25 protein-coding genes are annotated in these 26,672 nt (G+C 40.7%); 15 read left to right on the forward strand and 10 right to left on the reverse strand.

The window, feature by feature from the left end; genetic code table 11:
* Nucleotides 1-255: 255 nt before the first annotated feature.
* The 7 genes from FCN25_RS05195 to FCN25_RS05225 all read left to right on the forward strand — a co-directional run bounded on the left by FCN25_RS05195 (nt 256) and on the right by FCN25_RS05225 (nt 8,812).
* Nucleotides 256-534: a hypothetical protein gene (locus tag FCN25_RS05195; protein ID WP_137222625.1), complete on the forward strand. Its 279-nt coding sequence runs from the start codon at nt 256-258 to the stop codon at nt 532-534.
* Between the two features lie 124 nt (nt 535-658).
* Nucleotides 659-2,950, forward strand: a complete 2,292-nt coding sequence (locus tag FCN25_RS05200) for a chondroitinase-B domain-containing protein (protein WP_137222627.1) — start codon at nt 659-661, stop codon at nt 2,948-2,950.
* 65 nt (nt 2,951-3,015) lie between these two features.
* Nucleotides 3,016-5,247 carry an alginate lyase family protein gene (locus tag FCN25_RS05205; RefSeq protein ID WP_137227330.1) on the forward strand — a complete coding sequence of 744 codons (2,232 nt, stop codon included), beginning with the start codon at nt 3,016-3,018 and terminating at the stop codon, nt 5,245-5,247.
* A 43-nt stretch (nt 5,248-5,290) separates the two neighbouring features.
* The gene (locus FCN25_RS05210; protein ID WP_137222629.1) at nt 5,291-5,638 is read left to right on the forward strand and encodes a cupin domain-containing protein; all 348 of its coding nucleotides are present in this window, start codon (nt 5,291-5,293) and stop codon (nt 5,636-5,638) included.
* Complete coding sequence (locus FCN25_RS05215) at nt 5,635-6,921, forward strand: MFS transporter (protein WP_137222631.1); 1,287 nt, start codon at nt 5,635-5,637, stop codon at nt 6,919-6,921. Before FCN25_RS05210 ends, FCN25_RS05215 begins: the two co-directional genes overlap by 4 nt.
* Before the next feature lie 2 nt (nt 6,922-6,923).
* Complete coding sequence (locus FCN25_RS05220) at nt 6,924-7,865, forward strand: sugar kinase (RefSeq protein WP_137222633.1); 942 nt, start codon at nt 6,924-6,926, stop codon at nt 7,863-7,865.
* 173 nt (nt 7,866-8,038) lie between these two features.
* Nucleotides 8,039-8,812 carry a bifunctional 2-polyprenyl-6-hydroxyphenol methylase/3-demethylubiquinol 3-O-methyltransferase UbiG gene (locus FCN25_RS05225; RefSeq protein WP_137222635.1) on the forward strand — a complete coding sequence of 258 codons (774 nt, stop codon included), beginning with the start codon at nt 8,039-8,041 and terminating at the stop codon, nt 8,810-8,812.
* A 28-nt stretch (nt 8,813-8,840) separates the two neighbouring features.
* Here FCN25_RS05225 and FCN25_RS05230 read toward each other — a convergent pair whose 3' ends face one another.
* Together FCN25_RS05230 and FCN25_RS05235 are read right to left on the reverse strand one after the other, a co-directional pair.
* Nucleotides 8,841-9,719 (reverse strand): sterol desaturase family protein, encoded by an 879-nt coding sequence (locus FCN25_RS05230; protein WP_137222637.1) that lies wholly within the window; start codon nt 9,717-9,719, stop codon nt 8,841-8,843.
* Nucleotides 9,720-9,830: 111 nt separating this feature from the next.
* Entirely contained in the window at nt 9,831-10,856 is a 1,026-nt protein-coding gene (locus tag FCN25_RS05235; RefSeq protein WP_175405827.1) for a DUF2804 domain-containing protein, read from the reverse strand.
* 271 nt (nt 10,857-11,127) lie between these two features.
* Here FCN25_RS05235 and FCN25_RS05240 point away from each other — a divergent pair, with 271 nt between their 5' ends.
* The 5 genes from FCN25_RS05240 (at nt 11,128) to trmH (ending at nt 15,608) form a co-directional block, all read left to right on the forward strand.
* Nucleotides 11,128-11,694 (forward strand): YajG family lipoprotein, encoded by a 567-nt coding sequence (locus FCN25_RS05240; protein WP_137222639.1) that lies wholly within the window; start codon nt 11,128-11,130, stop codon nt 11,692-11,694.
* Between the two features lie 61 nt (nt 11,695-11,755).
* Nucleotides 11,756-12,340 carry a peptidylprolyl isomerase gene (locus tag FCN25_RS05245; protein WP_137222641.1) on the forward strand — a complete coding sequence of 195 codons (585 nt, stop codon included), beginning with the start codon at nt 11,756-11,758 and terminating at the stop codon, nt 12,338-12,340.
* Nucleotides 12,341-12,678: 338 nt separating this feature from the next.
* Nucleotides 12,679-13,011: a hypothetical protein gene (locus FCN25_RS05250; RefSeq protein WP_137227332.1), complete on the forward strand. Its 333-nt coding sequence runs from the start codon at nt 12,679-12,681 to the stop codon at nt 13,009-13,011.
* A 127-nt stretch (nt 13,012-13,138) separates the two neighbouring features.
* The gene (locus FCN25_RS05255) at nt 13,139-14,566 is read left to right on the forward strand and encodes an AmpG family muropeptide MFS transporter (protein ID WP_137222643.1); all 1,428 of its coding nucleotides are present in this window, start codon (nt 13,139-13,141) and stop codon (nt 14,564-14,566) included.
* Nucleotides 14,567-14,906: 340 nt separating this feature from the next.
* Nucleotides 14,907-15,608: a tRNA (guanosine(18)-2'-O)-methyltransferase TrmH gene (gene trmH / locus FCN25_RS05260; RefSeq protein ID WP_137222645.1), complete on the forward strand. Its 702-nt coding sequence runs from the start codon at nt 14,907-14,909 to the stop codon at nt 15,606-15,608.
* Between the two features lie 168 nt (nt 15,609-15,776).
* On the opposite strand, the gene FCN25_RS05265 is transcribed toward trmH, so the two are convergent.
* Nucleotides 15,777-16,286 (reverse strand): PaaI family thioesterase, encoded by a 510-nt coding sequence (locus FCN25_RS05265; RefSeq protein ID WP_137222647.1) that lies wholly within the window; start codon nt 16,284-16,286, stop codon nt 15,777-15,779.
* A gap of 337 nt (nt 16,287-16,623) precedes the next feature.
* On the opposite strand from FCN25_RS05265, the gene nqrM reads away from it, so the two are divergent.
* Nucleotides 16,624-16,821 carry a (Na+)-NQR maturation NqrM gene (gene nqrM / locus FCN25_RS05270; protein WP_137222649.1) on the forward strand — a complete coding sequence of 66 codons (198 nt, stop codon included), beginning with the start codon at nt 16,624-16,626 and terminating at the stop codon, nt 16,819-16,821.
* A 216-nt stretch (nt 16,822-17,037) separates the two neighbouring features.
* On the opposite strand, the gene FCN25_RS05275 is transcribed toward nqrM, so the two are convergent.
* From FCN25_RS05275 to FCN25_RS05290, 4 genes are all read right to left on the reverse strand, one after another.
* Nucleotides 17,038-17,451, reverse strand: coding sequence for a phosphate ABC transporter substrate-binding protein (locus FCN25_RS05275; RefSeq protein WP_137222651.1), 414 nt, complete (start codon nt 17,449-17,451; stop codon nt 17,038-17,040).
* A 12-nt stretch (nt 17,452-17,463) separates the two neighbouring features.
* Nucleotides 17,464-18,675, reverse strand: coding sequence for a hypothetical protein (locus FCN25_RS05280; protein WP_217495331.1), 1,212 nt, complete (start codon nt 18,673-18,675; stop codon nt 17,464-17,466).
* An 82-nt stretch (nt 18,676-18,757) separates the two neighbouring features.
* Entirely contained in the window at nt 18,758-20,374 is a 1,617-nt protein-coding gene (locus FCN25_RS20885) for a methyl-accepting chemotaxis protein (RefSeq protein ID WP_175405828.1), read from the reverse strand.
* Nucleotides 20,375-21,148: 774 nt separating this feature from the next.
* Complete coding sequence (locus FCN25_RS05290; RefSeq protein WP_137222654.1) at nt 21,149-21,634, reverse strand: YajQ family cyclic di-GMP-binding protein; 486 nt, start codon at nt 21,632-21,634, stop codon at nt 21,149-21,151.
* A 341-nt stretch (nt 21,635-21,975) separates the two neighbouring features.
* Between FCN25_RS05290 and FCN25_RS05295 the strand changes: the two genes are divergently transcribed.
* Nucleotides 21,976-22,332 (forward strand): VanZ family protein, encoded by a 357-nt coding sequence (locus tag FCN25_RS05295; RefSeq protein WP_137222656.1) that lies wholly within the window; start codon nt 21,976-21,978, stop codon nt 22,330-22,332.
* A gap of 27 nt (nt 22,333-22,359) precedes the next feature.
* Complete coding sequence (locus tag FCN25_RS05300) at nt 22,360-23,334, forward strand: ketopantoate reductase family protein (RefSeq protein WP_254693722.1); 975 nt, start codon at nt 22,360-22,362, stop codon at nt 23,332-23,334.
* Between the two features lie 120 nt (nt 23,335-23,454).
* On the opposite strand, the gene FCN25_RS05305 is transcribed toward FCN25_RS05300, so the two are convergent.
* The 3 genes from FCN25_RS05305 to FCN25_RS05315 form a co-directional block, all read right to left on the reverse strand.
* A complete protein-coding gene (locus FCN25_RS05305; RefSeq protein WP_137222658.1) occupies nt 23,455-24,327 on the reverse strand; it encodes a DMT family transporter in 873 nt (290 codons plus the stop codon).
* Between the two features lie 171 nt (nt 24,328-24,498).
* Nucleotides 24,499-25,350 (reverse strand): 3-deoxy-8-phosphooctulonate synthase, encoded by an 852-nt coding sequence (kdsA, locus tag FCN25_RS05310; protein WP_137222660.1) that lies wholly within the window; start codon nt 25,348-25,350, stop codon nt 24,499-24,501.
* A 17-nt stretch (nt 25,351-25,367) separates the two neighbouring features.
* Nucleotides 25,368-26,615 (reverse strand): DUF819 domain-containing protein, encoded by a 1,248-nt coding sequence (locus FCN25_RS05315; protein WP_137222662.1) that lies wholly within the window; start codon nt 26,613-26,615, stop codon nt 25,368-25,370.
* Between the last annotated feature and the right edge of the window lie 57 nt (nt 26,616-26,672).

A 26,672-nucleotide genomic window follows, 5' to 3' on the forward strand; every position in this document is an offset into this window, starting at 1 on the left:
TAATACCGTAGCAGCAAACAACTAATTAACATAATATCTTCATCACAATATTAAAATAATAGCACATTGTCATATCTTTAAAAACATTGGTAATAACATATAAATATAAAACCAACCAATTGGTAAAACAATTTGGTTGACATAATGTTAATCATTGGTTAGTTTCTATTCAAGCACAAAAGTAGAATTTATGATAAAAATTTAACATTGTGTTTACGTTAAGAGAAGGAAATCAATTAATCTGGGGAGATTAACGTGAAATTTAACAAGAGAAGCAAGACCTTAAGGTTAACAAAAATAAAATGGCAACCACGATTAGCCATTTACAGCTTTGCACTGGTATCACTTTTTAGCACTTATGTGTCTGCACAAGCCGCAGACACACTAATAGAAAGACAACAATTTATCTCCTCTAACCTCGCTACAAAAAATGTCAAAGTGTCAACATCTCCTCCACTGGACATCATTACAGTGGGTAGCTTACGCGACACCATTTCGCGGCCATTAAATAAAAGACAACACCTCGAAGGCTGAATACTCACGTTCTGGCACTAAGTTCTTCATAGATGCAAAAGTGAAGTATCAAACTTTTACCCTGCGATGGCATCCAAAAGCAAGCGCGGGAATATCATTAAAATAGAATTACACGAGAGACTAGATGAATAATTCAAATAACAATACGCCATCATCACCGCATTGGCTGTTCACTCAGTTGTTAGTCTTATTAATGCTTTGCGCTCCATCAACCTTGGTGCAAGCAAAGGATCGCTTAGTGGCAACACAAGCTGAATACAAAACGGCACTAAAACAAGTTGAACCTGGCGATAAAATCATTTTAAAAAATGGTACATGGCAAAATTTTGAAGTGTTGTTTATGGCTAAAGGTACTGCTGATTCACCGATTGAATTAACCGCCGAAACTAAAGGCAAGGTGATCCTGTCTGGCCAATCTAACTTAAAACTGGCTGGTGAATATTTACAGGTATCAGGGTTAGTCTTTAAAAATGGTTACACCCCGAGCAATGAAGTCATCGCTTTTAGAAAAAATAAAAAACAACTGGCCTTTCACTCTCGCGTAACCGAAGTCGTTATTGATAATTACAGTAATCCAGACAGACAAGAATCAGATTACTGGGTCAGTTTATATGGTCAGAATAATCGACTTGATCACAACAACTTTGTTGGTAAACGCAACGTAGGTGTTACCGTTGCAGTGCGTTTAGACAGTAAAGACAGCCAGCAAAACCATCACAGAATAGATCATAATTATTTTGGCCCTCGTCCAATATTAGGGTCTAACGGCGGCGAAACACTTAGAATTGGTACCAGTCACTACTCGCTAACAGACTCATTTACTGTCGTTGAAAATAATTACTTTGATCGCTGCGATGGCGAAGTGGAAATTATCTCGGTTAAATCAGGTAAAAACCGTATTCAAAACAATCTATTTTACCAAGCTCGCGGCACATTAACCTTAAGACACGGCAACGGTAATACTATCGACAGCAATGTATTTTTAGGTAATGGCGTAGATCATACTGGCGGGATCAGAGTCATTAACCGCGATCAAATCATTACCAACAATTACCTAGAAGGCTTAACTGGCAATCGATTTGGTAGTGGTTTTACCATCATGAATGGCGTACCGAACTCATCGATTAATCGCTATCATCAAGTGGTCAATGCCAATATTAACCACAACAGCTTTATTAACCTTGACCATATTGAGCTCGCAGCGGGAAGTGACGCAGAACGTTCAGCAGTGCCTTTAGACAGCACATTAAGTCAAAACTTGTTTATTAGCCCAGTAGCACCCTTTACTTTGCACGATGATGTTAGCGGCCTAACCTTTACAGATAACCTCAGTAACTTTGCAAGCAAAGATCTCAATCCATCAATGGCAAAAGGTATAAGTTCAAAAAATATCACCATGAAACGCGCACCTAACGGCTTGCTATATCCAAGCGATGCAAGTCTTGCTCAATATGGTGCCAGTAAAAATTTAATCCCAACTTTAAAGCAAGAAACCGGTGCATCTTGGTATCCCAAAACTGAGCCTACTGTTGCATTTCAATCAGGTAACATCATCAAAGTCAATGCAACCGACGATGAACTCGCCAGCGCAGTTGCACAAGCTCAATCAGGCGATACCTTATTGCTAAATGATGGCCGCTATAATGTCAGCAGAATATTGGCTATCAGCAAAACCTTAACCTTTAAAGCTGCAAACCCTCGTCAAGCCATTATTAGTTTTGAGCGCCCAAGCTTATTTGAAATTCAAGACAACGGCAGCTTGCAACTAGATGGATTAGTCATCAACGGTCTTAACAGCCCTGACTCTGCTGGCAATAGCGTAGTGAGAACCCGCAAATGGGGCATGTTAATCAACTACCGTTTTGAAATGACTAACAGCATCGTTGAACAACTTAATGTGAATCATTCATTCCATTTCTTTGACTCTGGAAGTCGCGCCTTTGCCGATATGATTAATATTAACCACAATCAGTTCCGCCATATTACTGGGGATTTATTTCGCCTAAATAAAGAAACTGACGACTTAGGGATTTATAACGCCGAATACCTCACGCTGAACAATAACCAGTTTGAAGATATTGAGGGTTCTGTTGCTTCGGTATATCGCGGCGGTACAGACGAAAGTACTTTTGGGCCACATGTGTCTGTTAACCACAATGAGTTCACTCAAGTAGGTCTAGGTAAGCGGAATAAAGCGGGGGCGAGTTTGAAATTGCATGGGGTGCAAATGAGTCAAGTAGAAGACAATAAATTTAATAATAGTGCACCTATTATTGTTGAGCACACTGTCGGTGAACCCAAAACACGTATTGCCAATAATGAATTCAACAATACTGCTAGCCCACAAGTGACCGAACGGGTTCCAGCTGGCAAACACACTGCAGATATCAACAACAATAAAGTGCAAAAACTATGAACAACATCAAACTCAAAAACGACAAAGGCCAGTTGACGAATGTGACTGGGAGCGGCTTAAAAAATATGACTCGCTTGGCACTAAAACCACTGACATTCATTGCGTTTATAGTCTGTAGTATTGCTCTGCCTGCAGTAGCAGCAAGTCACCCTAACTTGGTCATCAACCAGCAAGACGTTAAGGCCATGAAACTGGCCATCACACAACAGGGTGCCTTTAAAGATGCATTTGATGCCAAGCTCAGTGCCGTTGATTTAGGTCTTACTCAACCAATTGAGGTTCCGACCCCAAAAGATGCTGGCGGTGGATACACTCACGAAAAGCACAAAAGTAATTACCAGCAAATGTATGACACAGGCATTATTTATCAGCTTACTGGTGATAAGAAATATGCCAAATACGTTAAAAATATGCTGTTGCAATACGCCCAACTTTACCCAACACTCCCGTTGCACCCTAAGCGTAAAAGCAACAATGAGGGTAAATTATTTTGGCAAGGACTCAATGAAGCAGTTTGGTTGGTTCATACCATTCAGGCATATGACTTTATCTATGATGCTCTGACACCGGCAGAACGAAACAGTATCGAAAAAGGGGCCATTACTCCTGTTGCATTGTTTTTATCAGAACAATCTCCACATACCTTCAACAAAGTACATAACCATGGCACTTGGGCCACCGCTGCGGTAGGAATGAGTGGTTATGTGCTAGACAAACCATTATGGGTTGAACGTGCGCTGTACGATTTAAACCTCGCCAAAAAAGGCGGCTTTATGCGTCAGCTGAGCGAGTTATTCTCGCCAGACGGTTACTACAATGAAGGGCCTTATTATCAGCGTTATGCATTAATGCCGTTTGTGACTTTTGCTAAAGCCATTGAGCAGAACGAACCACAACGTAAGATATTCCAATACCGTGATGGCATTTTACTTAAAGCGATTACCAGCACTGTTGAACTCAGTTATAACAAACTATTTTTTCCATTGAATGATGCGATTAAAAGCAAAGGGATCGACACAATTGAGTTAGTTAATGGCGTTGCGATAGCCTATGGCTTAAATGGTGATCCACGCTTATTAGATATCGCCCAACAGCAAAACAACATCTTACTTACCGGTGATGGGCTCAAGGTAGCCCAAGGCTTAGATAACCATCTGCAGCAACCCTTTCCATTTACATCGGCGTTATTTCGCGATGGTCAACATGGTGACGACGGTGCATTAGTGGTAATGCGTCAAGGCGAAGCCAACGACCAAGCCATTGTCTTTAAAGCAACTGCACAGGGTTTAGGTCACGGTCATTTTGATAAATTAACGTGGCAATTTTACGATGCGGGTAATGAAATTGTGTCAGATTACGGTGCGGCGCGTTTTCTAAATGTTGAAGCTAAATTTGGCGGACGTTATTTACCGGAAAATAAATCTTGGGCCAAACAAACCATTGCCCATAACACCTTAGTGGTTGATGAAAAAAGTCACTTTAACGGTGACGTTAAGCTCGCTAACAAACATCATCCCAAGCTAGCATTTTATGATGCTAAACAAGATTTAACTATCTCATCAGCATCAATTGACACGGCTTATGATGATGTAGCCTTTAAACGCACACTTGCTTTAGTCAACATTAAGCAACGTGATGCGGTTATTGGTATTGATATTATGCGAGTCACTGCTGACAAACCGCATCAATATGACCTTCCAATACATTATCAAGGACAATTGATCGACACTAACTTTGACAGACAGGCCTCGTTGGCACAGTTATCGACGCTAGGTAACAAAAATGGTTATCAACACTTATGGTCGTTAGCAACCGCTAACTTAACCAAAGAGAAAGCCGCTAACGAGTTAGCTAAAGTGACTTGGTTAAATGACAATGGCCATTTTTATACCCTTAGCACGTTAGTCAACACTAACTTCAACCACACCACTGACGAGCAAATGTTATTCACTCAATTGGGCGCCAACGATCCCAATATGAACTTACGCCAACAGCAGTCGTTTATTCACCGAGTGAATGCAACTAATCACACTTATGTCAGCGTGATAGAGCCTCACGGTGAGTACAACCCATCAAAAGAATACACCTTAGCAGCCACCAGCAGCGTTGCTGGGCTAATCTATCATCAACAAGATGAGCTAGAAGCAGTACAAATAAACTTTACCGATGGACAACAATATTTGCTGGCAATAAACCAAACAGATAAAGCGGTAACTCAAGATACCCAAAGCATCATTAGCGTTAATGGTGTGCAATATCCGTTTAGCGGACGCGCCCAATTATTAAGCATTAAATAATTCAATTAAGACAAAAATTAAAATAAAAATGGGGAGTAAGAGCATGCAACAGAGTGAACATTTTTCGTTTGGGGATAGCACCGAAATTGAAGATATCGGTGGCGGACTGAAACGCCAAATGCTGGGGTTTAATAATGAACTCATGGCCGTGAAAATTTGGTTTGATAAAGGCGCTGAAGGTTATGTGCATGCCCATCGCCATTCACAAGTATCGTATGTGGTAGAAGGCGAGTTTCATGTCAATGTGGATGGCGTCATTAAGGTGCTGAACGCTGGAGACAGCTTCTTTGTGCCCCCTCATGTTGATCATGGTGCGGTTTGCCCAACTGGCGGCATTTTAATTGATACTTTTAGCCCTGCGCGCGAAGACTTTGTAGAGGGGTTAACATGAAAAACAGTCCATTCAAACTAAAACACTTACGTTGGCTAGTGGTTACTTTAGTGGCACTTGCTACCGTCATTAATTACATTGACCGCTCCGCCCTTGCCATTATGTGGCCAGGCATAGCCGAAGACTTAGGCTTAGATAAAAGCGATTATGCCAACATTATTACCGTGTTCATGATCTCATACGCTATTGGTCAGTCTTTATTTGGTAAAATATTTGATGCTATCGGTACTCGCTTAGGTTTTTTATTGTCAATTGTCGTGTGGTCGGTTTCAATCGCCTTGCACGCGGTTGCAGCAAGCGTAACCTCATTTGCTATTTTCAGAGCCATGCTCGGGTTAGGTGAAGCGGGTAACTGGCCTGGTGCAACCAAAGCCAATGCCGAATGGTTTCCGATTAAAGAGCGTGCATTAGCACAAGGTATTTTTAACTCTGGAGCGTCTTTAGGTTCAATTATTGCCCCACCACTTATCGCCTTTTTATATGCGTTTTTAGGTTGGCAAGCGACCTTTATTGTTGTTGGTTCGTTAGGTCTTATCTGGATTGTTCCATGGATGATTATCTATAAATCAGCACCAGATGCACATCCATGGATCACCGAAGAAGAACGCCAACATATTTTAACAGGTCAACAATGTTCAACAGAACAACATGAAGCCAAAGAATATGTACCCACCATGGGACAATTACTGCGTCACCGTCAAGCATGGGGCGTTATAGCCGCGCGCTTTTTCATCGACCCAATCTGGTGGTTATTTGTTGCTTGGCTACCACTATATTTAAATGAAAAATTTGGTTTTGATGTTAAACAAATTGGCGCATTTGCTTGGTTACCTTATGTCGGTGCTGCAATTGGTGCGTTATTTGGTGGCTGGTTTAGTGGTCATTTAATGCATCGCGGTTGGTCTGTAAATAAAGCTCGACGTGGTGTCATAGTATTAGGCTGTATGGTGATGTTGCCATCATTACTATTAACGTCACTAGCTGCTACACCTTGGATGGCAATGGGGCTTATCGCACTTATCTTATTTGGTTTTCAAACTGCCATTGGTAACGTACAAACCTTACCGAGTGATTACTTTTCGGGTAAAACAGTGGGTACGCTAGCTGGTATTAGCGGAACCTCAGCGGTATTAAGTGTGATTATCACCATTCAATTGGTACCCATGATGACCAAAGGCGGTGACTATGGGCCATTCTTTATTTTAGGTGCTGCACTGGTCCCATTAGCATTAATTTCACTATGGTTAGGCGGTAAAATTCAACAAGTAAAAAGGAAATCATAACTGTGAAAAGTGTGTTTTTATTTGGTGAGTGCATGGTCGAATTGCAGCGGGTCACGGCCACCAGCTTGCGGCAATCATTTGCAGGTGATGTGTATAACACTGGGGTTTATTTAAAACGAACCTTTAGTGACATTAATACCCACCTAGTCACGGCTATTGGCCAAGACAGCTTTAGCCAGGCGATGCTACAGAGCTTTGCTGATGAGGCCATTAATACCGACATGGTATTTAAGAGCCCTGACAAAATTGCTGGGCTGTATGCTATTCAAACCGATAGTCAAGGTGAGCGTAGTTTCACATACTGGCGCAGCGATTCTGCAGCAAGACAAGTGATGCAATTTATTGACGATGCTGCCATCAGTAAGATAACTCAAGCAGATATGGTATTTTTCTCGGGCATTTCGTTAGCGGTAATCAAGCCAGAAGATAGAGATACCTTTTGGCAGTTGATCAAACAATGCAAACAAGCGGGTGTCAGTATTGTGTTTGATCCTAATTACCGCGCGAGAATGTGGCAAAATCCACAACAAGCCAAAGCCCAGTTTGATATAGCCTTTGGCTTGGCCGATTTGGCGTTACCTGGCGTTGATGACTTTGATCAGCTTTATGGCATCAACACAGTTGACGAGATTATTGCGTTTTGCCAGCCTTACACCATTAATGAGCTCGTCATCAAGAATGGTGAAAACGGCATTAACTACGTGATTAATGATCAGCAACAACATTTTTCAATCACACCCGTGACTAACGTAGTTGACACGACATCAGCAGGTGACTCGTTTAACGGGGTATATTTAGGGGCTCGATTATCTGGTTTAGATATCAACACAGCGATTAAATTAGCCTCACAGGCGGCTGGATTTGTTATTCAACATAAAGGGGCTATTGCACCAAAAATTGAATTTAATCAGTTTATTGAACGTCAAAAATCAATGATAAAATAGCGGCTAAATCGTCATACTTAATCGCTTTAAAAAAGGCTTGATAACGTTTTGTTATCAAGCCTTTTTTATTTTTGTCTTCATGGCGAGCTTGATGAGATGTTGGTATTTTAACGTCCAGCCAAGTAATATAATTAAGTCATTAACCATACCAAAACAATAAGAAAACATTGCAAATGGACTATTTAGCCATCAATAAACACGCATGGAATGAGCGAACCCAAATCCATCTCGACTCAACATTTTACGACTTAGCCCCATTTATCCAAGGTCAGTCATCGTTAAACCCTATTGAACTTGAACAAGTCGGCGATGTGCACAATAAAAGCCTACTCCATTTACAATGTCACTTTGGGCAAGACAGCTTATCGTGGGCAAGGCTTGGCGCCAACGTCACGGGAGTAGACTTATCAAGCGAGTCGATTGCAACGGCAAAAAATCTGGCGGCTCAATTACATTTACCAGCCACGTTCATTAATAACGACATTTACCAATTTGGTGACGACAACACCAAGCAATATGACATCGTATTCACCTCTTATGGGGTATTAGCTTGGTTACCAGACTTAACTCGCTGGGCACAAACCATTGCTGGTGCATTACGTCCTGGCGGTGAATTTCATTTGGTTGAGTTCCACCCTTTTAATGATGTGTTGTCTGGTTATGGCTACTTCCCACAGTCACAACCCGATATCGAAGATGAAGTCACCTATACCGAAAACCACAATGACCAAATCGAAACAGTAGTCACTTGGCCGCATCCAATAAGCGAAGTCATTAGCGCACTCATTAACGCAGGACTTAACATCGAAGCTTTTAACGAGCACCCTTACAGTCCATATAATTGTACCGAGGGGTTGGAGTTTTTAACGGGCAAAGGTTACCAACTAAAATATCAAGACCACCTCATCCCACTTGTTTACTCTATTAAAGCAAGAAAATTGCGATAAATATCAGCGGTGGTCGGTTTAAGTTTACTTAAGCATCCGTTTTAGTGGATGACTGCTGATGCGTTGAAGGTGGTGCAAATAAGATCCGCAATCGCTGCCAAAGTGATAATTGTGATTTGCTCACATCACGCCACATGTCGCGCCACTCGCTAAATGTTACCACTAATGGGTTAAAACTGTTTACAGGCTTAGTAATACCGTATACCACGGTTTCATTTTCAGGCTCAAACGTACCAAACATTTTGTCCCATATAATCAACACGCCAGCATAGTTTTTGTCGATATATTGCGGATTGCGACCATGATGAACACGATGATGAGATGGAGTGTTAAAAATCCATTCCAGTGGACCTAACGACTTAATGCCTTGAGTATGTACAAAAAACTGCAACCCAAGGTTAAGTAAAACGGCAAACACCACCCAATTAGGGTCAAAGCCAATGACCACCAAAGGTAACCAAAACAGCCACATTCCAGCCAGTGGATACATTAAGCTTTGTCTGAAGGCTGTGCTGAAATTCATGTTTTCTGAGCTGTGATGCACAACATGTGCCGCCCACATCCAACGAATACGATGGCTAGCGCGATGAAACCAGTAATAACAAAAGTCTTGAGCAATGAGCAACAAGCCAAAAGTGAATAATGTCATTTCGATATCAAATAAACGCCAGCCAAAAAAGTGTAAATAGATCTTCGCAATAAATAAACCCGCGATAATATCCGCAACTTGATGCATGCCAGCCAATACAAAATTGCACAACACTTCAGCGGGACGATATTGCGCATTGCTGGGCAAGCGCTGAGCACGAACACCAAACCACCATTCCAATAAAATGCAACCGAAAAATATCGGCGCTAACACCAGTAATAACCACTCAGGATGAGCAATCAATAAATCCATGTCCATATTGTTATCCATTTCTGTTTATAATTATTATTTTCAGCGACTGGCTTACTTCAGATATCGAATAATAACCTCTTTAATCATTCGGTTAGGGTGGCGTATTATTAATATTCATTACCACTTAGCAAAATGATCCTCAGTTAACCCTAATTGGTTTGTTAAGCGATATTGATTGCCATTGTTATCACAAATCACCCCGCTGAAATGGCCAATATATTGTCTAAAATTGTTTTTTAACCAGATTAAATTGAGCTTTTCGCTGCGTTGATTTAACGGTCTAAAATGCAAATCAACTTGACCATCATTGGTAGTGATATGCCATACATCCTGCTGTGAGCATCGATTAAAATCAAATTGCGCAGCGCCCAATAAGTGGCGTCCACCATTTATCCACATTACATTTTCAGTTTGACCCGTTTCGTTAACGCCGGCGGCTAAATTCAGCCCAATAACACCATCGTCGGTTTGGGCATTAATTGAAGCCCAACGCCAACTGGTTTCGCGACGCATAAACCCGGCCGAAAAGTCATAACCTGCCAGCGCATGATTTAAGGGCTGTGGTTCATGACGAATGGTTAGTTGCCCTGTTACGGCTAAACCATTGTGCTTTTGAGTATAAGTCCAACCGTTATAACCTGTGGGCGTACACAAACTGATAGGTAAACTCAGCGGTGCAGGTTGAATGCGTAAATTGGCTTGTATATCGGCAAGGTTGATATCGACCTGCCATTGTCCATCGACAATATCGATAACAATACCTTTGTGTTTACGGCCGATTTCGGCGCGCCCATGCTTAGGAGAGTCGCTTAACTTACAACCAAGTCCTAATGGGGTTAACCATTGTGTCTGGGTCAGCTTATTGGCTTTGATGTCATAAAGATAACAAAAGCCATTAGCGACATAACGAATATCGGCAATCGCGACTGCCACAATATAATGAGGGGTAATAATGCTAACAAACTGGAACTGTTTAAAATTAAAATACTTAGCCAGTTTCGATGCGGGTTTATCCATTACCGTAGAATAAGCAAATTGATCCACATTGAGTGAATCAATAATCCCATCAAATAGGCCAAACACTGGTTGGCCATTGGCATTGATCAATTTATCTGGAGCCAGTTGTGGCTGTTTATGTTGCATGACATTACCTACATCACATTGTTTATTTGACTTAAGTTGTATCGCACTAACCTGAATTGATCCGACATTAATGTCAATAACCAACACACATTGTTGCTATATTGCTCAATTGAGAGCAGTACCTTTAATGAGATATTAATGATTTTGCCACCCTTCGCCATTGAGAGGCGCATAACTCAAGTTATGTTTTAGCAACATAACTTTAGGGATGCTGGAAACCCAGACAAATTCTGTTATTATTTATCCACCTATTGCTCGTTATTATTGTCTCATGAAGTTATTGATCCCTATTTTACTGTCTACATTATTGCTTACGGCTTGTGCGAGTTATGAGCCGACTCATATTGGTCTCAACCCTGCACTGGGCCCTGTTCAGTTACAAACTGAAACCAATTTCCCTGTAATGGTCGAGACCATTGATACCCGCGAAGCAAGCTTTGTAGTGCGTTTTAATGAAGAAGGCAAAGCGCCTAAACTAGTCAGTGCCAGCGAACCTATTCGTCAACAACTGGACACACTGTTCCGTAATGGGATGAGCAAAGCGGGTTATGTAATAGACCCTGCTGCACCTAATTCAGTACAGTTTCAGTTACATTATTTGTTGGCCGACGTAACAGATTCGACATTCAGTTTTGAATCCAAAACACGTTTAGTTATCAATGTATTGGCTAAAAACTCACAGCAAGAGTTTACTAAAACATATAATGCTAACGGCTATTTAAAAGGCCCATTAAGCCCAGATTTTGCCACGCTTGAATTAGATATCACCAAGTTGGTTGATAAACTCACCACCGAAATTATTAACGATGAAGAGTTACACCAATTTATTCAGCGTTAAGCCCAATTGACGTTATTAGGTATTGGCATCAAACGATGCCAATAAAGAAGGACTGCATATTATGTTGAAAAGGTTCGCCACCTGCATATTGTTATTGACCAGCTTGGGCACCAATGCCGCGGTCGATATTCAAGAAGACACCTTGTATCCACAAGTAGAGTTTGACACCTCAATGGGGAAAATTGTGGTTGAGTTAGATCGCACTCGTGCACCGCTTACCGTAGATAACTTTTTAACTTATGTGGTTAAAGGTGAATATGACAACACCATTTTCCATCGTGTGATTGCCGAGTTTGTGGTCCAAGGTGGTGGGTTAACCTCTAAACTAGAAGAGCGCCCGTCACTTGCTCCCATAGTGAATGAATCCGGAAATGGTTTATCTAACTCTCTGGGAACAATTGCAATGGCTCGAGATAATGCTCCCCATTCAGCAACACGTCAGTTTTTCTTTAATCTCGGTGACAATAAGAAATTAGATCCTTCTAAACGACGTTGGGGCTATGCCGTTTTTGGTGAAGTCACTCAAGGTATGGAGGTATTAGAAGCAATTTCATTGGTACCGACTGAACATAACGAAACCTTAAACTGGCCCGATTTTCCGGTTAATACCGTCATGCTGAAAAAAGCCACTTTATTGCCTCGCTAATCTCACATTATTTGTCTATGACTACCGATGACCATCACATCGGTAGTCATGTCATCAGTCTTCATTTCTGATCAATGTCCATCAGCAGAGATCGTCTTACTTAACGTTAACCGATACGTTTTTTTCAATCATTAACAACAGCAATTAATTGTTACCCTATACATACTTACTAGCTAACAAATCAACTAAGCAGTACTTTAGACTGACAAAATAACTGTTTTTTTTCACGCTTACCGCTTCAAGTGTGTAATTAACGTCTATACTCTATTTTACATACCCACTTAGTTAGCTGCGCAATTCTTGGCAATCACATTTCAAATACTCAGGACGCACTTATGATCTCGGCTAATGATTTTATTGAAACTAAAGCCCCACAACTTGCCTATTTCGGTAAAGCTTTTTTAGAAAATCAATTAGATTACAAAGAAATACAGCTGTATATGTGGGATGTATTAGAAGAATGGCAATTTATATCAAACAACCCTAATCAACTAACAGAACAACTTAGCGATACAGAAAAAGTGTTTTGGCACTTATTGTACTGTTTTGATCATTGGTCTGGTTGGACAATTAAAGGCAATCAATACTTACGTCAACAAGTTCATGATTGCTGCGATTACATTAATATTGGCGGTAATGTGCCACAAAGCTGTATAGGTATCAGACCTTAAAACTATCAGCTGAATTTAGGTCTAATTCCTATTTAACCTCAAACTGACTGAATAATCTTTTAGAATGGCTTGAACCAAAACCCCTTGCAACATAAGCTAGAGCCATTCTCCATTATCCAGTTGTCTTATGTCGGTTTTTTTATCTCGAACCCGTGAAGCCTTATCGGTTTACTACCATAAACGAGTATTCATTCTACTCCTGCTAGGCTTTTCTGCCGGTTTACCATTAATGCTGGTTTTTTCTACCCTCAGCTTTTGGTTGCGTGAAGCCGGTGTCGACCGAGCCGCTATTGGTTATTTTAGCTGGATAGCACTGACTTATGCTTTTAAGTGGGCATGGTCTCCCCTCGTCGACCGTATGTCACTCCCTTTGTTCACCCGTTTTTTAGGCCGACGACGCGGCTGGATGCTGTTTGCACAATTATGCTTAGTCGGTGCAATACTCGGTATGTCAGTAAGTGATCCTGTGGTTAATCTTGAGCGTTTAGCAGTATGCGCATTATTGTTAGCCTTTGCATCTGCCACTCAAGATATTGTTATTGATGCTTTCAGGATTGAATCCGCCCCAGAAAAAATGCAAGCTGCCCTAGCCGCTGCTTACCAAGTCGGTTATCGCAGTGCGATGATCATTGCCACTGCGGGTGCGTTAACCATCGCAGCTTGGGTATCTCCAGGTGATGATGCATACAATTTAGAAGCTTGGCAGACCGCCTACTTTGCTATGGCCATGCTAATGGGTGTCGGTATTATTACCACGTTATGCAGTAAAGAACCCCGAGTAGATACCAAATATGCTGACGATAAAGAACGCCTATTAAGAGCCGAGTTTGCCGCCAAATACCCAGTAAAAGTCGCGGGGGCATTAGCCTGGCTGTACAGCGCTAGTGTATTGCCTTTTATTGACTTTTTTAGGCGCCATGGCAAAAGTGCGATTCTCATTTTGTTGTTAATATCGTGCTATCGCATCTCTGATATTGTCATGGGCATTATGGCGAATGTGTTTTACGTCGACATCGGTTTTAGTAAAGAGGAAATCGCTTTTATCAGTAAAGTCTATGGTTTGATCATGACCTTAGTCGGTGCCGCTTTTGGTGGGGTATTAATCATGCGCTATGGCACCATGAAGATTCTGTTCTTGGGCGCATTGTTAGTTGCAGTCACTAACTTGCTGTTCGCTTGGCAAGCGTATATTGGTTATAACGTGCCGTTTTTAACCTTAGCCATATCAGTGGACAATTTTAGTGCAGGCATTGCGACTGCGGCGTTTATTGCTTATTTGTCCAGCTTAACCAGTAGTGGTTATAGCGCCACACAATATGCGTTATTGTCGTCGATTATGTTGTTGTTCCCTAAGTTTATTGCTGGATTTTCAGGCTTGTACGTAGATGCTTTTGGTTATATCAACTTCTTTATTGCTGCCAGTTTGATTGGCTTTCCGGTGTTGTTATTAGTGGTGCTGGTGAATCGATCTCAAAACCAAGTGATTGCTGCCGATGCGGCATCAACAGAGGGATCGATTGATGTGTCGACTGATGTAGGTAAACCACCGCTTTAGTTGTTTATGTTCCAAACTCCGTTTGGATTTCACCGACACCAACATGTTATCTTCGTTTTTCTATAGTGATAACAGTAGTGATATTGACAATATCAAAGGTACATTACCGATTAAAAGTGGCCAGAGGAATAGCAGTAGCATAACCATAAACGGCTGCAAAACTAATGTCAGAAGGTTAAATACTTCTATATTTTTCTTGTCGCGATCCATGACGTGTTTGCGTTTTAACACCCGTAATAATCACCTGCTATCGATATTAATTGCTTTACTGCGCATTAGATGATTTTCGGTTGAAAGCTAACATTAAAATAAATTGAATAACATTAAGTAGAATTATTCCATGAGCCCAGAACGTTTTGCCCGTATAAATAAGATGCTTGATAACCGCCAGGTCGACTTAACGGTTTGCCTTGATAAAGTGCATATGACCAATAATATTGCAGCGGTTATTCGCTCGGCAGATTGCGTGGGCATTCATGAAATTCATGCAGTGTGGCCCGATATCGATATGAGGGTATCTGGTAATACGGCGTCGGGGAGCCAGCAATGGGTTAATACTGTTAAGCACTACACGTTTGAAGAAGCCCACCAAGCCTTTAAAAAACAAAAAATGCAGATATTAACCACAACCTTTTCAGACTCTGCGGTCGATTTTCGCGAGATTGATTACACTCAACCCACCGCCATAGTAATGGGCAATGAACGTGACGGCGTTAGCGCAGAAGCGATAGCGGCAGCCGATCAACATATCATCATTCCTATGCGAGGTATGGTGCAATCGCTCAATGTATCCGTAGCGGCTGCATTAGTCATGTATGAGGCTCAACGCCAACGCGAACAGGCCAATATGTACGGAACGCGTAAACTTGATAGCGCCTACTGCCAAACCATGCTATTTGAACATGGGCACCCCATATACGCCAAAGCTTGCCGCCGCAAACAAATCCCTTACCCAGCAATAGATGAGCAAGGGCAAATAGTTGCCGACAAACAATGGTGGGATCGAATGCGTGCACCAGATCCACAAGGGTCAATGGCCTAGCATCTCAACCACAAACCGAATAAAGTGTTCCGTAGCGCATTAAAGTAACTGATAAACAACACCTTGTAATCAATACTTATGTTAACAATACTTATGTTAACAACTATTATGCCAGTCGATATCTACCCCATGGACAATTTTTGGGAGTACCTACGGGTATTTAAAGCACTATGAAACATTTATCTTTTTGCCAAATCCCTTTGTCATAAAGCGTGCACTGCTTTTAACCATCAGTTTGCCTTGCACATACAGCTCCCCCGAAACTTTATATAAAGGGGGGCGAGCAGATGTTATCTCACCTTTAATTAAAATCTCACTATTTACCGGTACTTCATGCAAATAGCGAATACTCATGTCCGCAGTAACCGCTTCAATTTTTTGTTGAAACAGTGCCTGACACATTCCGCTATCCAGTAAAGCAGATAAAAATCCACCGTGTAAAATACCTTGATAACCTTGATGATGAATAGTGCCTTTGGCTCTGGCCCACACTAGCTGATCGGTACCGCTATAAAAGTGCAGATGCAAACCCAATAAGGGTTGTGTACCACATAACATACAATGTTGATGACTTGATTGCTTCTCAACCGCTTGTAAAGAGTCGAGGGTTATACTGGGATAAAAAAGCGTTAAGTCTTCGAATAGTAATGCTTTTTCAGGTTGTTCTTGGTGATTCATATTTATTCTCAACGATATAAAACGCAAACACTTATTGGCATATGCTAATAAGTGTTTTAGAGTATCACATCAATATCAATTTGAGTATTTAATAAGTCTAAACATAAATCATCTAATTTAAACTAATTAGGCTTGTTGGCCATTCAAGATTAACTGTGCCAGTTGAGCGCTGCTACTTTTGATTAATATGTGGAGGGTTATCTCAACAAGGTACTGCTAAAAAGTTAGATGTCTATAACAGTATGATTTTTAAGCGATAGCAATTTAACGCTAAAGAAATCTCACATGCTTATTAAATTAAACATCGAAGCATCTAGGGCATCAAAAGGGGAAAATAATGACTTTTGTTATCACATTTTTAATGTTTATCGTGTTTTTTGCCGCGATGGCAATTGGGCTGTTTTTGGGTAGGAAGCCCATTCAAGGCAGTTGTGCCGGATTGGCGAATATAGGAATAGAGAAAAGCTGTGATTGTGAAGTCACCTGTGAAGAGCATAAAATATTATATCAAATACAAGAACCAGCTAAAAAATGAATCCATCTCAATTTTCATTCATTAAGCCTCACGCCATAAGCCCATAAAATAATAAACGATTCCTGATACATTAGGTGTTTATGCACTATCGAATATAATGACTATTTACAGTTGACGACGATAACGAGTTAGAAACGATAATGGGTCATTACTTACCAAATCCTTTAACGATTTATTTAGTAAGAAATGACCCAACGCGATGCTTTTAAAGTGAAACTAAGGTTGGTAAATAACCTTTAGTTGATCTGTTACTTCTGCTGAATCAACATAACCGATAACAGCAGGATTTGCTGTTATTTCAGCGATAACCGCAGCAGCAGAACCAACTTCTTTAGGTGGATTGCCTTTTCCTCTAAAGACTATTTGTGACCAGTAAGCTTGTAGTTGAGAACTGGTTTTTCCGGTTACTTTGCTGTGAAATGCATCTCGAATAGCTGAACCATCTGGATATTCAACCACAATCGGTTTAGTACCATTTGATAACTTTTTTAGTTTACCTAAAAATAATTTCTTAGCATCGCTCGCGCTAATGTTGTCGACACCATTTATGTTCCCAACGATCACAGGCTCTGCAAAAGCACTACCCATGCCAATTAGGAGGCCTAATATTATAAATACTGATTTCATCATCTTGCTCCCTAATTAAAATACACAGTCTAAGCGAATTGAATAAACCAATGAGTCATCGTTCTTAGCACCTAATGTGGCCGTATCAACGTTATTTGCTGGAATAGTGTAATTAATCAATCCGACAGTATCGCCAAAATTATTAATTAAAGTTGCATCAGCTTTTATCGACACATTGCTCATGACGTCGTAACGTACCCCTAATGAATAAGCGTCTCGTTCTGCCGTCATAAAGGGCGCCGTTGGTAATGTGTAAGTTTCACCATCGACAGTAAAGTTAGCATATTGGCCAACCCGCTCATCATTATCTGTCGTTTTTAACCTTGCGACTGTCACATAAGGCATCCAATCACCAAAACGACGACCGTATGTTAGGTAAGCAGATTCAGTATTTGATATTTGTCCATCCGCTTTTGCAGTTGTAAATTCACCCGTTATGAAGTTGTCGCCATCGTCATACTTTAGACCAAGCCCAGAGTATTGGGCATCGGTATCATCAGGAATAAGACCATAGTAAGAACCCGCTGTAGACACACTCATTTTTGAAACGCCATAAACAGCGCGAAGGAATAAATTGTTGTATTGCCAACCAATAATCCCACCATACATATAATTATATTCAACACCGAATTCTTCAGCTTTACCGGCAAATGCTTGTAATGAAAGCGTCGAATTGTCAAACTCCACATCATAAGCAATATCACCACCAACATAAGTGCTAAATGGCACTACACCGTAAACTTCTTCTGGTGGGCGGATAAAAGGTTGTGCATAGCCCACATCAAGAAAGTCAGAGTACATAAAAAGTGGCACACGAAGTTTACCACCTCGCACTGTGACATCATTATCAAAGGTATGCTTTATATAGGCCCATTCAAATGATGGGTCATAATCATCTTCGCCTTTGGCAACAAGTTGCGACACAACACTAGTCTGTTCGCCCAAGGTAAACTCTGCTTGTAGGCCAAGTAAGCTTAATGAGTCCAATTCATAACTGCCATCAGAGTCTACATAACCAACATCATTATTAGACCGTGTAGCGCCCACGCTGAAAAAACCATTAACCTTAATACGGTCGGCTATATCACTTGCGCTACTGCTTTTAAGCAATTGAATTTCCTGCTCTAGCTGACTGACTCGTTGATCTACGGTATCTTCTGCTGCTGCCGCAGACAAGGCCGTTGTCATCAGCACCGGAATAAGGTAATACTTTTTATTCATCATCATTTATCCTAAAAATATAGAGTGGTATTTTTGTTTATTGATTAAGTTAACGCGTGGGTAAACACTGCATTCAACATGTTATGATTTAGACTTTGTATTGATTAATCACTTGACCTAGTCTTTGGGTTACATTTTGAATTTCTTTACTTTCATGCAAAATAACGTCGGCGCCATCTCTAACCGAAGAGGAAATATGATTTGCATCGGTAATACTGTTGGATATCGCTTCATATGTGACTTTTTGCTCATCTGTTTCATCAGCGATTTGTTTGTTTAGGCTCAAAATACGTTCAACTTTACGGGTGATATCATCAAGCGAACGACCTGATTTTTCCGATTCGGTCACTGTTGTATTGACACTTTGCTGACCAGAGTTCATGGCGACAACGACTGAAGAAGCTCCTTTTTGAATTTCTTCTAACGCTTGTTTTATTTGTGCTGTAGCATCTTGTGTATGCGATGCTAATGAACGTACTTCGTCGGCAACAACCGCAAAACCTCGGCCATGCTCACCCGCTCTCGCAGCTTCAATTGCTGCATTAAGTGCTAGTAGATTTGTTTGATCAGCAATGCGACTAATTGTGCTTAAGAACTCTCCAGCGTTATTTGCCAACAACTCAAACTCGCTGACCATTCCAGCGGTTTTATTCACGTCTATAGCAAGGGCATTAATGCTCGCAACAGTTGACTCCACAACGTCTCGGCCTTCTTTAGCGGTATCATTAGCATTGGAAGCTTCTGTTGATGCTAATAACGCACTTTCAGCGACAGAGACAACACTTGTAGTAAGTTGCTGAACCGCCGTCATCACTGAGGCCATTGCAGTATCTTGCGATTGAATTAACTGAGTGCTATCCATACTGGTGGAAGCCAACCTTGAAGACACCATTTCTAACGTATTGATGGTCTCTTGTGTTGAGCTAATATTGTTATGCATTGAATTAATAAATTCATTAAACCAATAAACAAGATGTGAAACTTCATCTTTACGAGAGTATTCAACACGCTTGGTTAAATCTCCCTCACCTTCAACAATATCGCGAAGTGAATCAGTTACTTGTTTTATTGAACTGGTGATACTTCTAGTGAGTAAATAACCAGATACCACCATAATGACAATTAAGATAATACCCAGCACAAGACCAACCATTCGGCTGGTTTCATTTTGTTCAAGCGTTTTAGCCACTACATCGTTTGACACTGTATGAATGATATCCACTGCATCGTTTAATGTTTTATCCAACGCTTTGAGAGCTTCATTTGCTTGCTGTGAACGTGGACCAATAACGTTAAAATCGGCATCACCACTCACAAGTGATGAGGCTACAAAATATTTATTTTTGTTATAACTATCGAATAAATCAATAAGATTTTTCGGCATATTGAGGTTTTGGTTACTGGCTTCAATATTAGTTAATATGTCGCGCACATCTGCAGCTTTTTGTTTTGCTTCTACCAGTAAATCTTCTTCCCCTGTAGTGACAGCACCTTCAAGACTTTTTTCGACATCGTTTAAGCCTTCTTTAGCATTAGTAAGCAACTCTAATACGGGCGTGTATTCATGTTGAAGTAAAAGAATATTGCTCTGGGTTTGCGATACCAGCTTTTGCTGATATAAAAAGAAAATCACAAATCCAAAAATAGCGACACTGGCAAGAAGCCCTATTTTGTGGCTGATCTTTAAACTATTCCAGATGTTCATATTAGGGCCTTGTAGACTTCAGAGAAGTGATGATTTTATAGATAAAATTGATTAAACTTCTGTGCCTTGATGATATTGTTGCTCCACAGAAATGCGTAGAGTTTTTACTCTACATTTTAGGTGCATATTATATGTACCTATTTATTTTGTACTGTGACACTCGTACGGTTTAATATATTATCAGAATGTTTTGATTACTTTTTGAGGCAGGGTGTGAGCGTTATCACTTCATTAAGCAGTAATAAGTATTTACAAGTAACTTAAGTTCAAGGCCTCTATCTTCGATTTACGCTTATTTCTCACTTTTTTTACTATTTTTTTTGCTGACCCATCACCTCTATTGATTTAGTGCAACCAGTCAGAATTTACTGCCTTTTAATACTCAAACCCTTGATGCATATAGTAATTACCCCCTCACCTCAACATCAAGCTTCCTGCGTAGTTCATTTCAATACCCAATGTCGTCTTATTTTTCAAAAAAGGTTTCGACATCAATCAATTTGAGGAAAAGATAGTCACGAGTATTAGCTGATAATCTTTCTTACTTACAGATTTATAAGCCAACACAATTTCTTTTTACCCCGTCCATTCCTCTTGATCTGATGTGGTGACACTTACAACTTTAGCCGCTGTAATCGATTAGCAATAAACATCTGATTTTTACCTATACCTATCGATCAACTCGTTTTATCACCAACAAAAAAGCCGATAAGTTTCCTTATCGGCTTTGCTATCTCTACCGCACTTATCTGTGCAGTATTTGTTACTTCAGGGTTAGTCTCTGAAGTTGTTGAACTGGAATGGTTGGCCAAGTTCAGACTCTTTGGCTAAACGCATGACTGCTTGTAGGTCATCGCGTTTTTTACCCGTAATACGTACTGAGTCACCTTGAATTGCAGTTTGTACTTTAAGCTTGCTGTCTTTGATGGCCTTGACTAGCTTTTTGGCAATCAGTGATTCAATACCTTGCTTGAAATTAACTTTTAAACTAAAAGTTTTGCCGCTGTGAACCGCTTTATCATCTACTTCCATTGACGATGGATCAACGTTACGTTTACTAAGCTGTATTCGCAAAATATCGACCAGTTGCTTACAAATGAAATCGTCTTCTGATTTTAAGGTGACGACATTGTCTTTCAAATCAATCTCGATCTCTTTGCCACGAAAATCAAAACGTCCAGCAACTTCACGACGAGAGTTTTCTACCGCGTTACGTAATTCTTCTTCATCAACTTCTGACACTATATCCATAGAAGGCATGTCGCTTTCCTCTTTGATCCATCGCACATTTATATCAGGCTATTTTACACTAGCAACCATTATCAGGATAGTGGAGTACAACTTAGGTTTCTGCGGTAATTGTTTGTTATAACAAATATCGTATTTATTAACAAAAAATCATTAATGAGCTATTTTTAATCATTTTAGCGCTAAAAAGCTCATTTATATTGAGTTTAATGGTTAAGCATTTCTCATTAATAACAGCAAAAATAGCCTTTGTTGGACAATAATGACTTTCAATAGCGGTTTATTAGTGACAATTTTGAACAGGTTTCTTATTATTAGCACTATTCCCGTTTCAAAAGGCTAATGTAACGCTCGTGATCACTTATAAGAATATTTTTAAACTTGCGTTGGTTGTTGCCGTCATTGTGACTAGCTATTTGGTTTTTTCTAAACCGAGTTATCCACAAGCTTTCGCTAACATGGATAAAGTCGGCCATTTAGGCAGTTTTTTCTTCCTAGCCTTTCTTGCGCATTATGCTTTCAAACCGCGTTGGTATTTTTTATGTGTGTCTTTATCCGCTTATGCAATTTTAATTGAACTTGTCCAATCTCGATTACCTTATAGAAGCGCATCGGTTGCCGATGTGGCTGCCGACTTTGCGGGGATTGCACTGTTTTATTTACTCCATTTTTCAATACTAAAATACCGTAAATTAAAAGCAAGCAGCTAATAAACGACTTTCAATAAGGCCTGCCCTATGGCGATGACATCAATAGCCCAACCGAATACGCAAACCAATATCGCGCCTATTGCAATATTGGGCGCGGGTGCCATTGGCCAATTGATGTATCACAAACTCAGACTAACCGCCCAAGCATCTCACACAAACGATGTGGTGTTTATTGGTCGAAACAAGCAAACTGCTCTACAGCAGTTGTCTTTTATTGACCTTAAGCAGCATCCCCATGAAACACTCGCAACAATATTGGGTACTGATGATAACCGCTTAGCACAAGTTGAGCTGTTGTTAGTGTGTGTTAAAGCCTATCAAGTCGAGCAAGCACTTATTCCTTTATTAGCAAAACTATCTCCTCAATGTCATATCGTATTGCTCCATAACGGTTTAGGGCCGCACCAGCCTATTGTTGCTGCATTGGCAAAATACCCCGAAAAAGGATTAAGCCTAGGCACTACTTCACAAGCGGCGTTGAAGCTAAATCAGTGGCAAGTAAAACACAGTGGGGTTGGCGTGACTCAACTAGGGCATTTCTGTGGTTCTATTATGTCGAAAGAATTAACTGCACGCCTAACGGCACTTCACAGTGACCATCAAACCATTGAATGGCATCAACCAGTACTACCAGTGCTATGGCAAAAACTGGCCATTAATGCGGTGATAAACCCGTTAACCGCGTTAAATCAATGTGCCAATGGCCAATTGGCAGCCACAGAATATCAATCACAGATCAGTGCCATTATCGATGAACTTGTACAAGTGGCCAAATGTGATGGCATAACATTAGATAAGGCTGTAATCAGCGCGAGGGTTTATCAGGTTATTGAATTAACATCGGCAAACTTTTCATCTATGTATCAAGATGTGGTCCACAACAGACTGACTGAAATTAATGAGATTAATGGCTATATTTGCCAGCAAGCCAAGGCACATCACCTTAAAGTGCCCAATAATCAGGAGCTCGTCAACAAGGTTCTACAACTGAGTCAATCTTAAATGCGATACTGCCATTTGCATCAATTCGATTAACAAGATGAGATAAGCCAGTCCAGTTAGAATATTTGGACGAATAATGATTCGGTACAGAATTTAATAATTAACCTGAACTCGGGATAATTAGCTCCACATCACTAAAACAGCTGCTATGGCAATTAACACTAAGCCAGCTACATCATTAATTTTTACTTTATCTTTAAGCCAAAATACCGCAATGAGTAACGTGAAAAATATTTCAACTTGCCCTAATGTTTTGACATAAGGTACAGCTTGCAACGACATGGCACTGAACCAACCGATTGAACCGATACAACTGGTGACACTGATCGCCAAGGTTAGTTTAGGTCGTTGTAATAAAGCTGTTAATGTCGATTTATCTTTAGCCAATAGATAACCGATTAGCACTATCGTTTGTAATCCTATCACCCAAAGCAATACCCATGCAGCACGATGCGTGAATGGTCCTTGTAGAGTCAAACTGGCTTCGCGCACCCATAGCGATGTCAACGCAAAGGAACTGCCACACGCAAGGCCTAACAATACCGTTTTAAGGGACAAATGTTTAAAGCCTTGTTTGCTGCTGAGCAACATCACCGCTATACCACCCACAGTAACGCCAATCCAACCAAGTACGGATAATTGAGTGCCGAAAAATAACACGCCAAGAATGGCAGCGACTAACGCTTCACTTTTGGCAAGCCCTGCACCTATGGCGTAATTTTGCATTTTAAACAGTTTAACCATTAAACCTGTTGCCAGAATTTGCATTGATGCAGCGCCAATAACAAATCCCAAAAAAGCGCCGCTAAAATTTGGCAATGCAGTGGGTTGAAACTGATGAAGTCCATATAGATAACAAGCAGCAATTGGTCCCGCCCAAATAAATCGAGCTAAGGTAACGCCTGCAACACTGACTTCTTTACTGAGTTTGCTTTGAAATGCATTGCGCCACGCCTGCATAAATGCGGCGAGAAAGGTAAATAGAATCCACATCGTTTAATCCCAACTACTAAAAAGCCCTAAAACTTTGTAAAAAGTCAGGGCTTATACAAGGACAATTAGCTTATCTTGTCAGCTAGATGAAAGACACAAATAATGGCTAAATTGATTAGAACTCACTGTGCACTAATTGGTACTAATAAGCACTAAGTGCAATCCAGCTAATTACTTGCTGGTATCGATAAACTCAAATGACTTAACCAAATCATCAACTGCTTTCATCTGCGTTAGGTATTTCTCTAATAAATGCAGCGGTAGTGCGCATGGACCGTCACATTTTGCATTGTCAGGATCTGGATGAGCTTCAATAAACAAGCCCGCTAACCCTAATGCCATACCACTTCTTGCTAGTTCAGTTGCCTGCGCACGACGTCCGCCAGCAGAATCTGCACGTCCACCAGGGCGTTGCAGTGCATGAGTCGCATCAAAGATCACTGGATAACCTGTTTGCTTCATTTCATCCATGCCTAACATGTCAACAACTAGGTTGTTATAACCAAAGCTACTGCCGCGTTCACATAAAATAATGTTGTCATTACCGGCTTCGTTAAACTTGGTAATAATGTGGCGCATTTCGTGCGGCGCTAAAAACTGTGGTTTTTTCACGTTAATAACTGCGCCAGTTTTTGCCATAGCGACAACAAGATCAGTTTGACGAGCTAAGAATGCAGGTAATTGAATAATATCGACTACTTCAGCAACAGGTGCACACTGTTCGATCTCGTGTACATCGGTAATCATAGGCACATTAAAGGTTGATTTTATTTCTTCAAAAATACGTAAACCTTCTTCCATACCTGGACCTCGGTATGAATTAATCGATGAACGATTGGCTTTATCAAAAGAGGCTTTGAATACATAGGGGATACCCAATTTTTGGGTCACTTCCACATAATGTTCTGCAATTGACATAGCCAAATCACGCGACTCAAGTACGTTCATACCACCAAATAACACAAACGGTTTATCGTTGCCTACTTGAACATTATTAGATAACTGAATAATTTTTTGATCCATTTGATCCTCTTAGCGCATTACGCTGCGACAACTTGTAATAACTGACCACATAGCCAAGCCATGTAAGTACCTAATGCATAACCGAATACTGCTAATAACACCCCGACAGGTGCTAATGCGGGGTGGAATGCTGCGGCCACAACAGGGGCTGATGCGGCTCCGCCAACGTTTGCCTGACTGCCAACTGCCATATAAAACAATGGCGCTTTAATGAGTTTAGCAACCAATAGCATTAATCCTGCGTGAATTAACATCCACACAATGCCTATTAGGAAATAAATGGGTGTATCCATTATTTTAGACACGTCCATATGTAAGCCAATGGTCGCGACTAAAATATATAAAAATGCTGAAGCAACTTTAGAAGCGCCTGCCGCTTCTAAATGGCGAACAGGGCTAAACGATAGGCCTAAACCAACGGTAGTAACAATCACCACTAACCAAAAGAACTTTGAGGTTAAACTGTAATCTTCAGTCCATGGATAATTAGCTTCAAAGAAAGGGCCCAAGAAATCTGCGGCAAAATGCGCAAAACCTGTCACCCCAAAACCAATGGCCACAATCATCATGATGTCGCGAAGTGAAGGAATACGTGAATTTTCAGCGTGATATTTTTCCACTTTCTTTTTTAACGCTTCAATCGCGGTCGTGTCAGCGCCAGTTCTCGCATCAATCTCTTTGGCTTTCGAGGCCATAAATAGCAGTACCGCCATCCAGATATTGGCCACGATAACGTCAACAGTCACCATCACCGAGAATATTTCGCCGCCGACAGAATAAATCTCTTTCATTGCGGCTTGGTTGGCACCACCACCAATCCAACTACCTGCTAAGGTTGTCATTCCGCGCCAAACAGCATCGGGACCATTACCGCCTAGTAGTGATGGATCAATTATCGACACGGCCAATAATGCAATCGGTCCACCAATGACAATCCCTAAGGTACCCGTTAAAAACATAATGACGGCCTTAGGGCCTAAGGCAAGGATCGCTTTTAAATCAACACTAAGGATCAGTAAAACTAAACACGCTGGCAGTAAATAACGCGATGCGACAAAATACAATTTGGATGTATTACCATCAACTATTCCAAAGGTATTTAATAATGAAGGTAGAAAATAACAGAGTAATAATGCTGGAATATATTTATAGAATTTTTGCCAAAAAGGATGAGCCGATGAATTAGTGTAAAAAACGAAACCTAGAATAACGGCGAGTATACCCAGTGCGGTAGCATCATTGGTCACCATTGCTGATGTTGTCATGCAGTGTTCTCCCTTACAGTTACATTATATTTTTAGTTATTATTGTTAATGCGAAAA

Source organism: Shewanella sp. MEBiC00475, from assembly GCF_005234075.1.
Lineage (GTDB): Bacteria > Pseudomonadota > Gammaproteobacteria > Enterobacterales > Shewanellaceae > Shewanella > Shewanella polaris.

What these genes read in the sequence shown, in the direction of transcription:
- FCN25_RS05215 (WP_137222631.1), top strand. Translation starts at nt 5,635, where the DNA reads ATGAAAAACAGTCCATTCAAACTAAAACACTTACGTTGGCTAGTGGTT.
- nqrM (WP_137222649.1), top strand. Translation starts at nt 16,624, where the DNA reads ATGACTTTTGTTATCACATTTTTAATGTTTATCGTGTTTTTTGCCGCG.
- FCN25_RS05245 (WP_137222641.1), top strand. Translation starts at nt 11,756, where the DNA reads ATGTTGAAAAGGTTCGCCACCTGCATATTGTTATTGACCAGCTTGGGC.
- trmH (WP_137222645.1), top strand. Translation starts at nt 14,907, where the DNA reads ATGAGCCCAGAACGTTTTGCCCGTATAAATAAGATGCTTGATAACCGC.
- FCN25_RS05265 (WP_137222647.1), bottom strand. Translation starts at nt 16,286, where the DNA reads ATGAATCACCAAGAACAACCTGAAAAAGCATTACTATTCGAAGACTTA.
- FCN25_RS20885 (WP_175405828.1), bottom strand. Translation starts at nt 20,374, where the DNA reads ATGAACATCTGGAATAGTTTAAAGATCAGCCACAAAATAGGGCTTCTT.
- FCN25_RS05200 (WP_137222627.1), top strand. Translation starts at nt 659, where the DNA reads ATGAATAATTCAAATAACAATACGCCATCATCACCGCATTGGCTGTTC.
- FCN25_RS05235 (WP_175405827.1), bottom strand. Translation starts at nt 10,856, where the DNA reads ATGCAACATAAACAGCCACAACTGGCTCCAGATAAATTGATCAATGCC.
- kdsA (WP_137222660.1), bottom strand. Translation starts at nt 25,350, where the DNA reads ATGGATCAAAAAATTATTCAGTTATCTAATAATGTTCAAGTAGGCAAC.
- FCN25_RS05305 (WP_137222658.1), bottom strand. Translation starts at nt 24,327, where the DNA reads ATGTGGATTCTATTTACCTTTCTCGCCGCATTTATGCAGGCGTGGCGC.
- FCN25_RS05315 (WP_137222662.1), bottom strand. Translation starts at nt 26,615, where the DNA reads ATGACAACATCAGCAATGGTGACCAATGATGCTACCGCACTGGGTATA.
- FCN25_RS05240 (WP_137222639.1), top strand. Translation starts at nt 11,128, where the DNA reads ATGAAGTTATTGATCCCTATTTTACTGTCTACATTATTGCTTACGGCT.
- FCN25_RS05280 (WP_217495331.1), bottom strand. Translation starts at nt 18,675, where the DNA reads ATGATGATGAATAAAAAGTATTACCTTATTCCGGTGCTGATGACAACG.
- FCN25_RS05205 (WP_137227330.1), top strand. Translation starts at nt 3,016, where the DNA reads ATGACTCGCTTGGCACTAAAACCACTGACATTCATTGCGTTTATAGTC.
- FCN25_RS05255 (WP_137222643.1), top strand. Translation starts at nt 13,139, where the DNA reads ATGTCGGTTTTTTTATCTCGAACCCGTGAAGCCTTATCGGTTTACTAC.
- FCN25_RS05290 (WP_137222654.1), bottom strand. Translation starts at nt 21,634, where the DNA reads ATGCCTTCTATGGATATAGTGTCAGAAGTTGATGAAGAAGAATTACGT.
- FCN25_RS05300 (WP_254693722.1), top strand. Translation starts at nt 22,360, where the DNA reads ATGGCGATGACATCAATAGCCCAACCGAATACGCAAACCAATATCGCG.
- FCN25_RS05210 (WP_137222629.1), top strand. Translation starts at nt 5,291, where the DNA reads ATGCAACAGAGTGAACATTTTTCGTTTGGGGATAGCACCGAAATTGAA.
- FCN25_RS05275 (WP_137222651.1), bottom strand. Translation starts at nt 17,451, where the DNA reads ATGATGAAATCAGTATTTATAATATTAGGCCTCCTAATTGGCATGGGT.
- FCN25_RS05230 (WP_137222637.1), bottom strand. Translation starts at nt 9,719, where the DNA reads ATGGACATGGATTTATTGATTGCTCATCCTGAGTGGTTATTACTGGTG.
- FCN25_RS05225 (WP_137222635.1), top strand. Translation starts at nt 8,039, where the DNA reads ATGGACTATTTAGCCATCAATAAACACGCATGGAATGAGCGAACCCAA.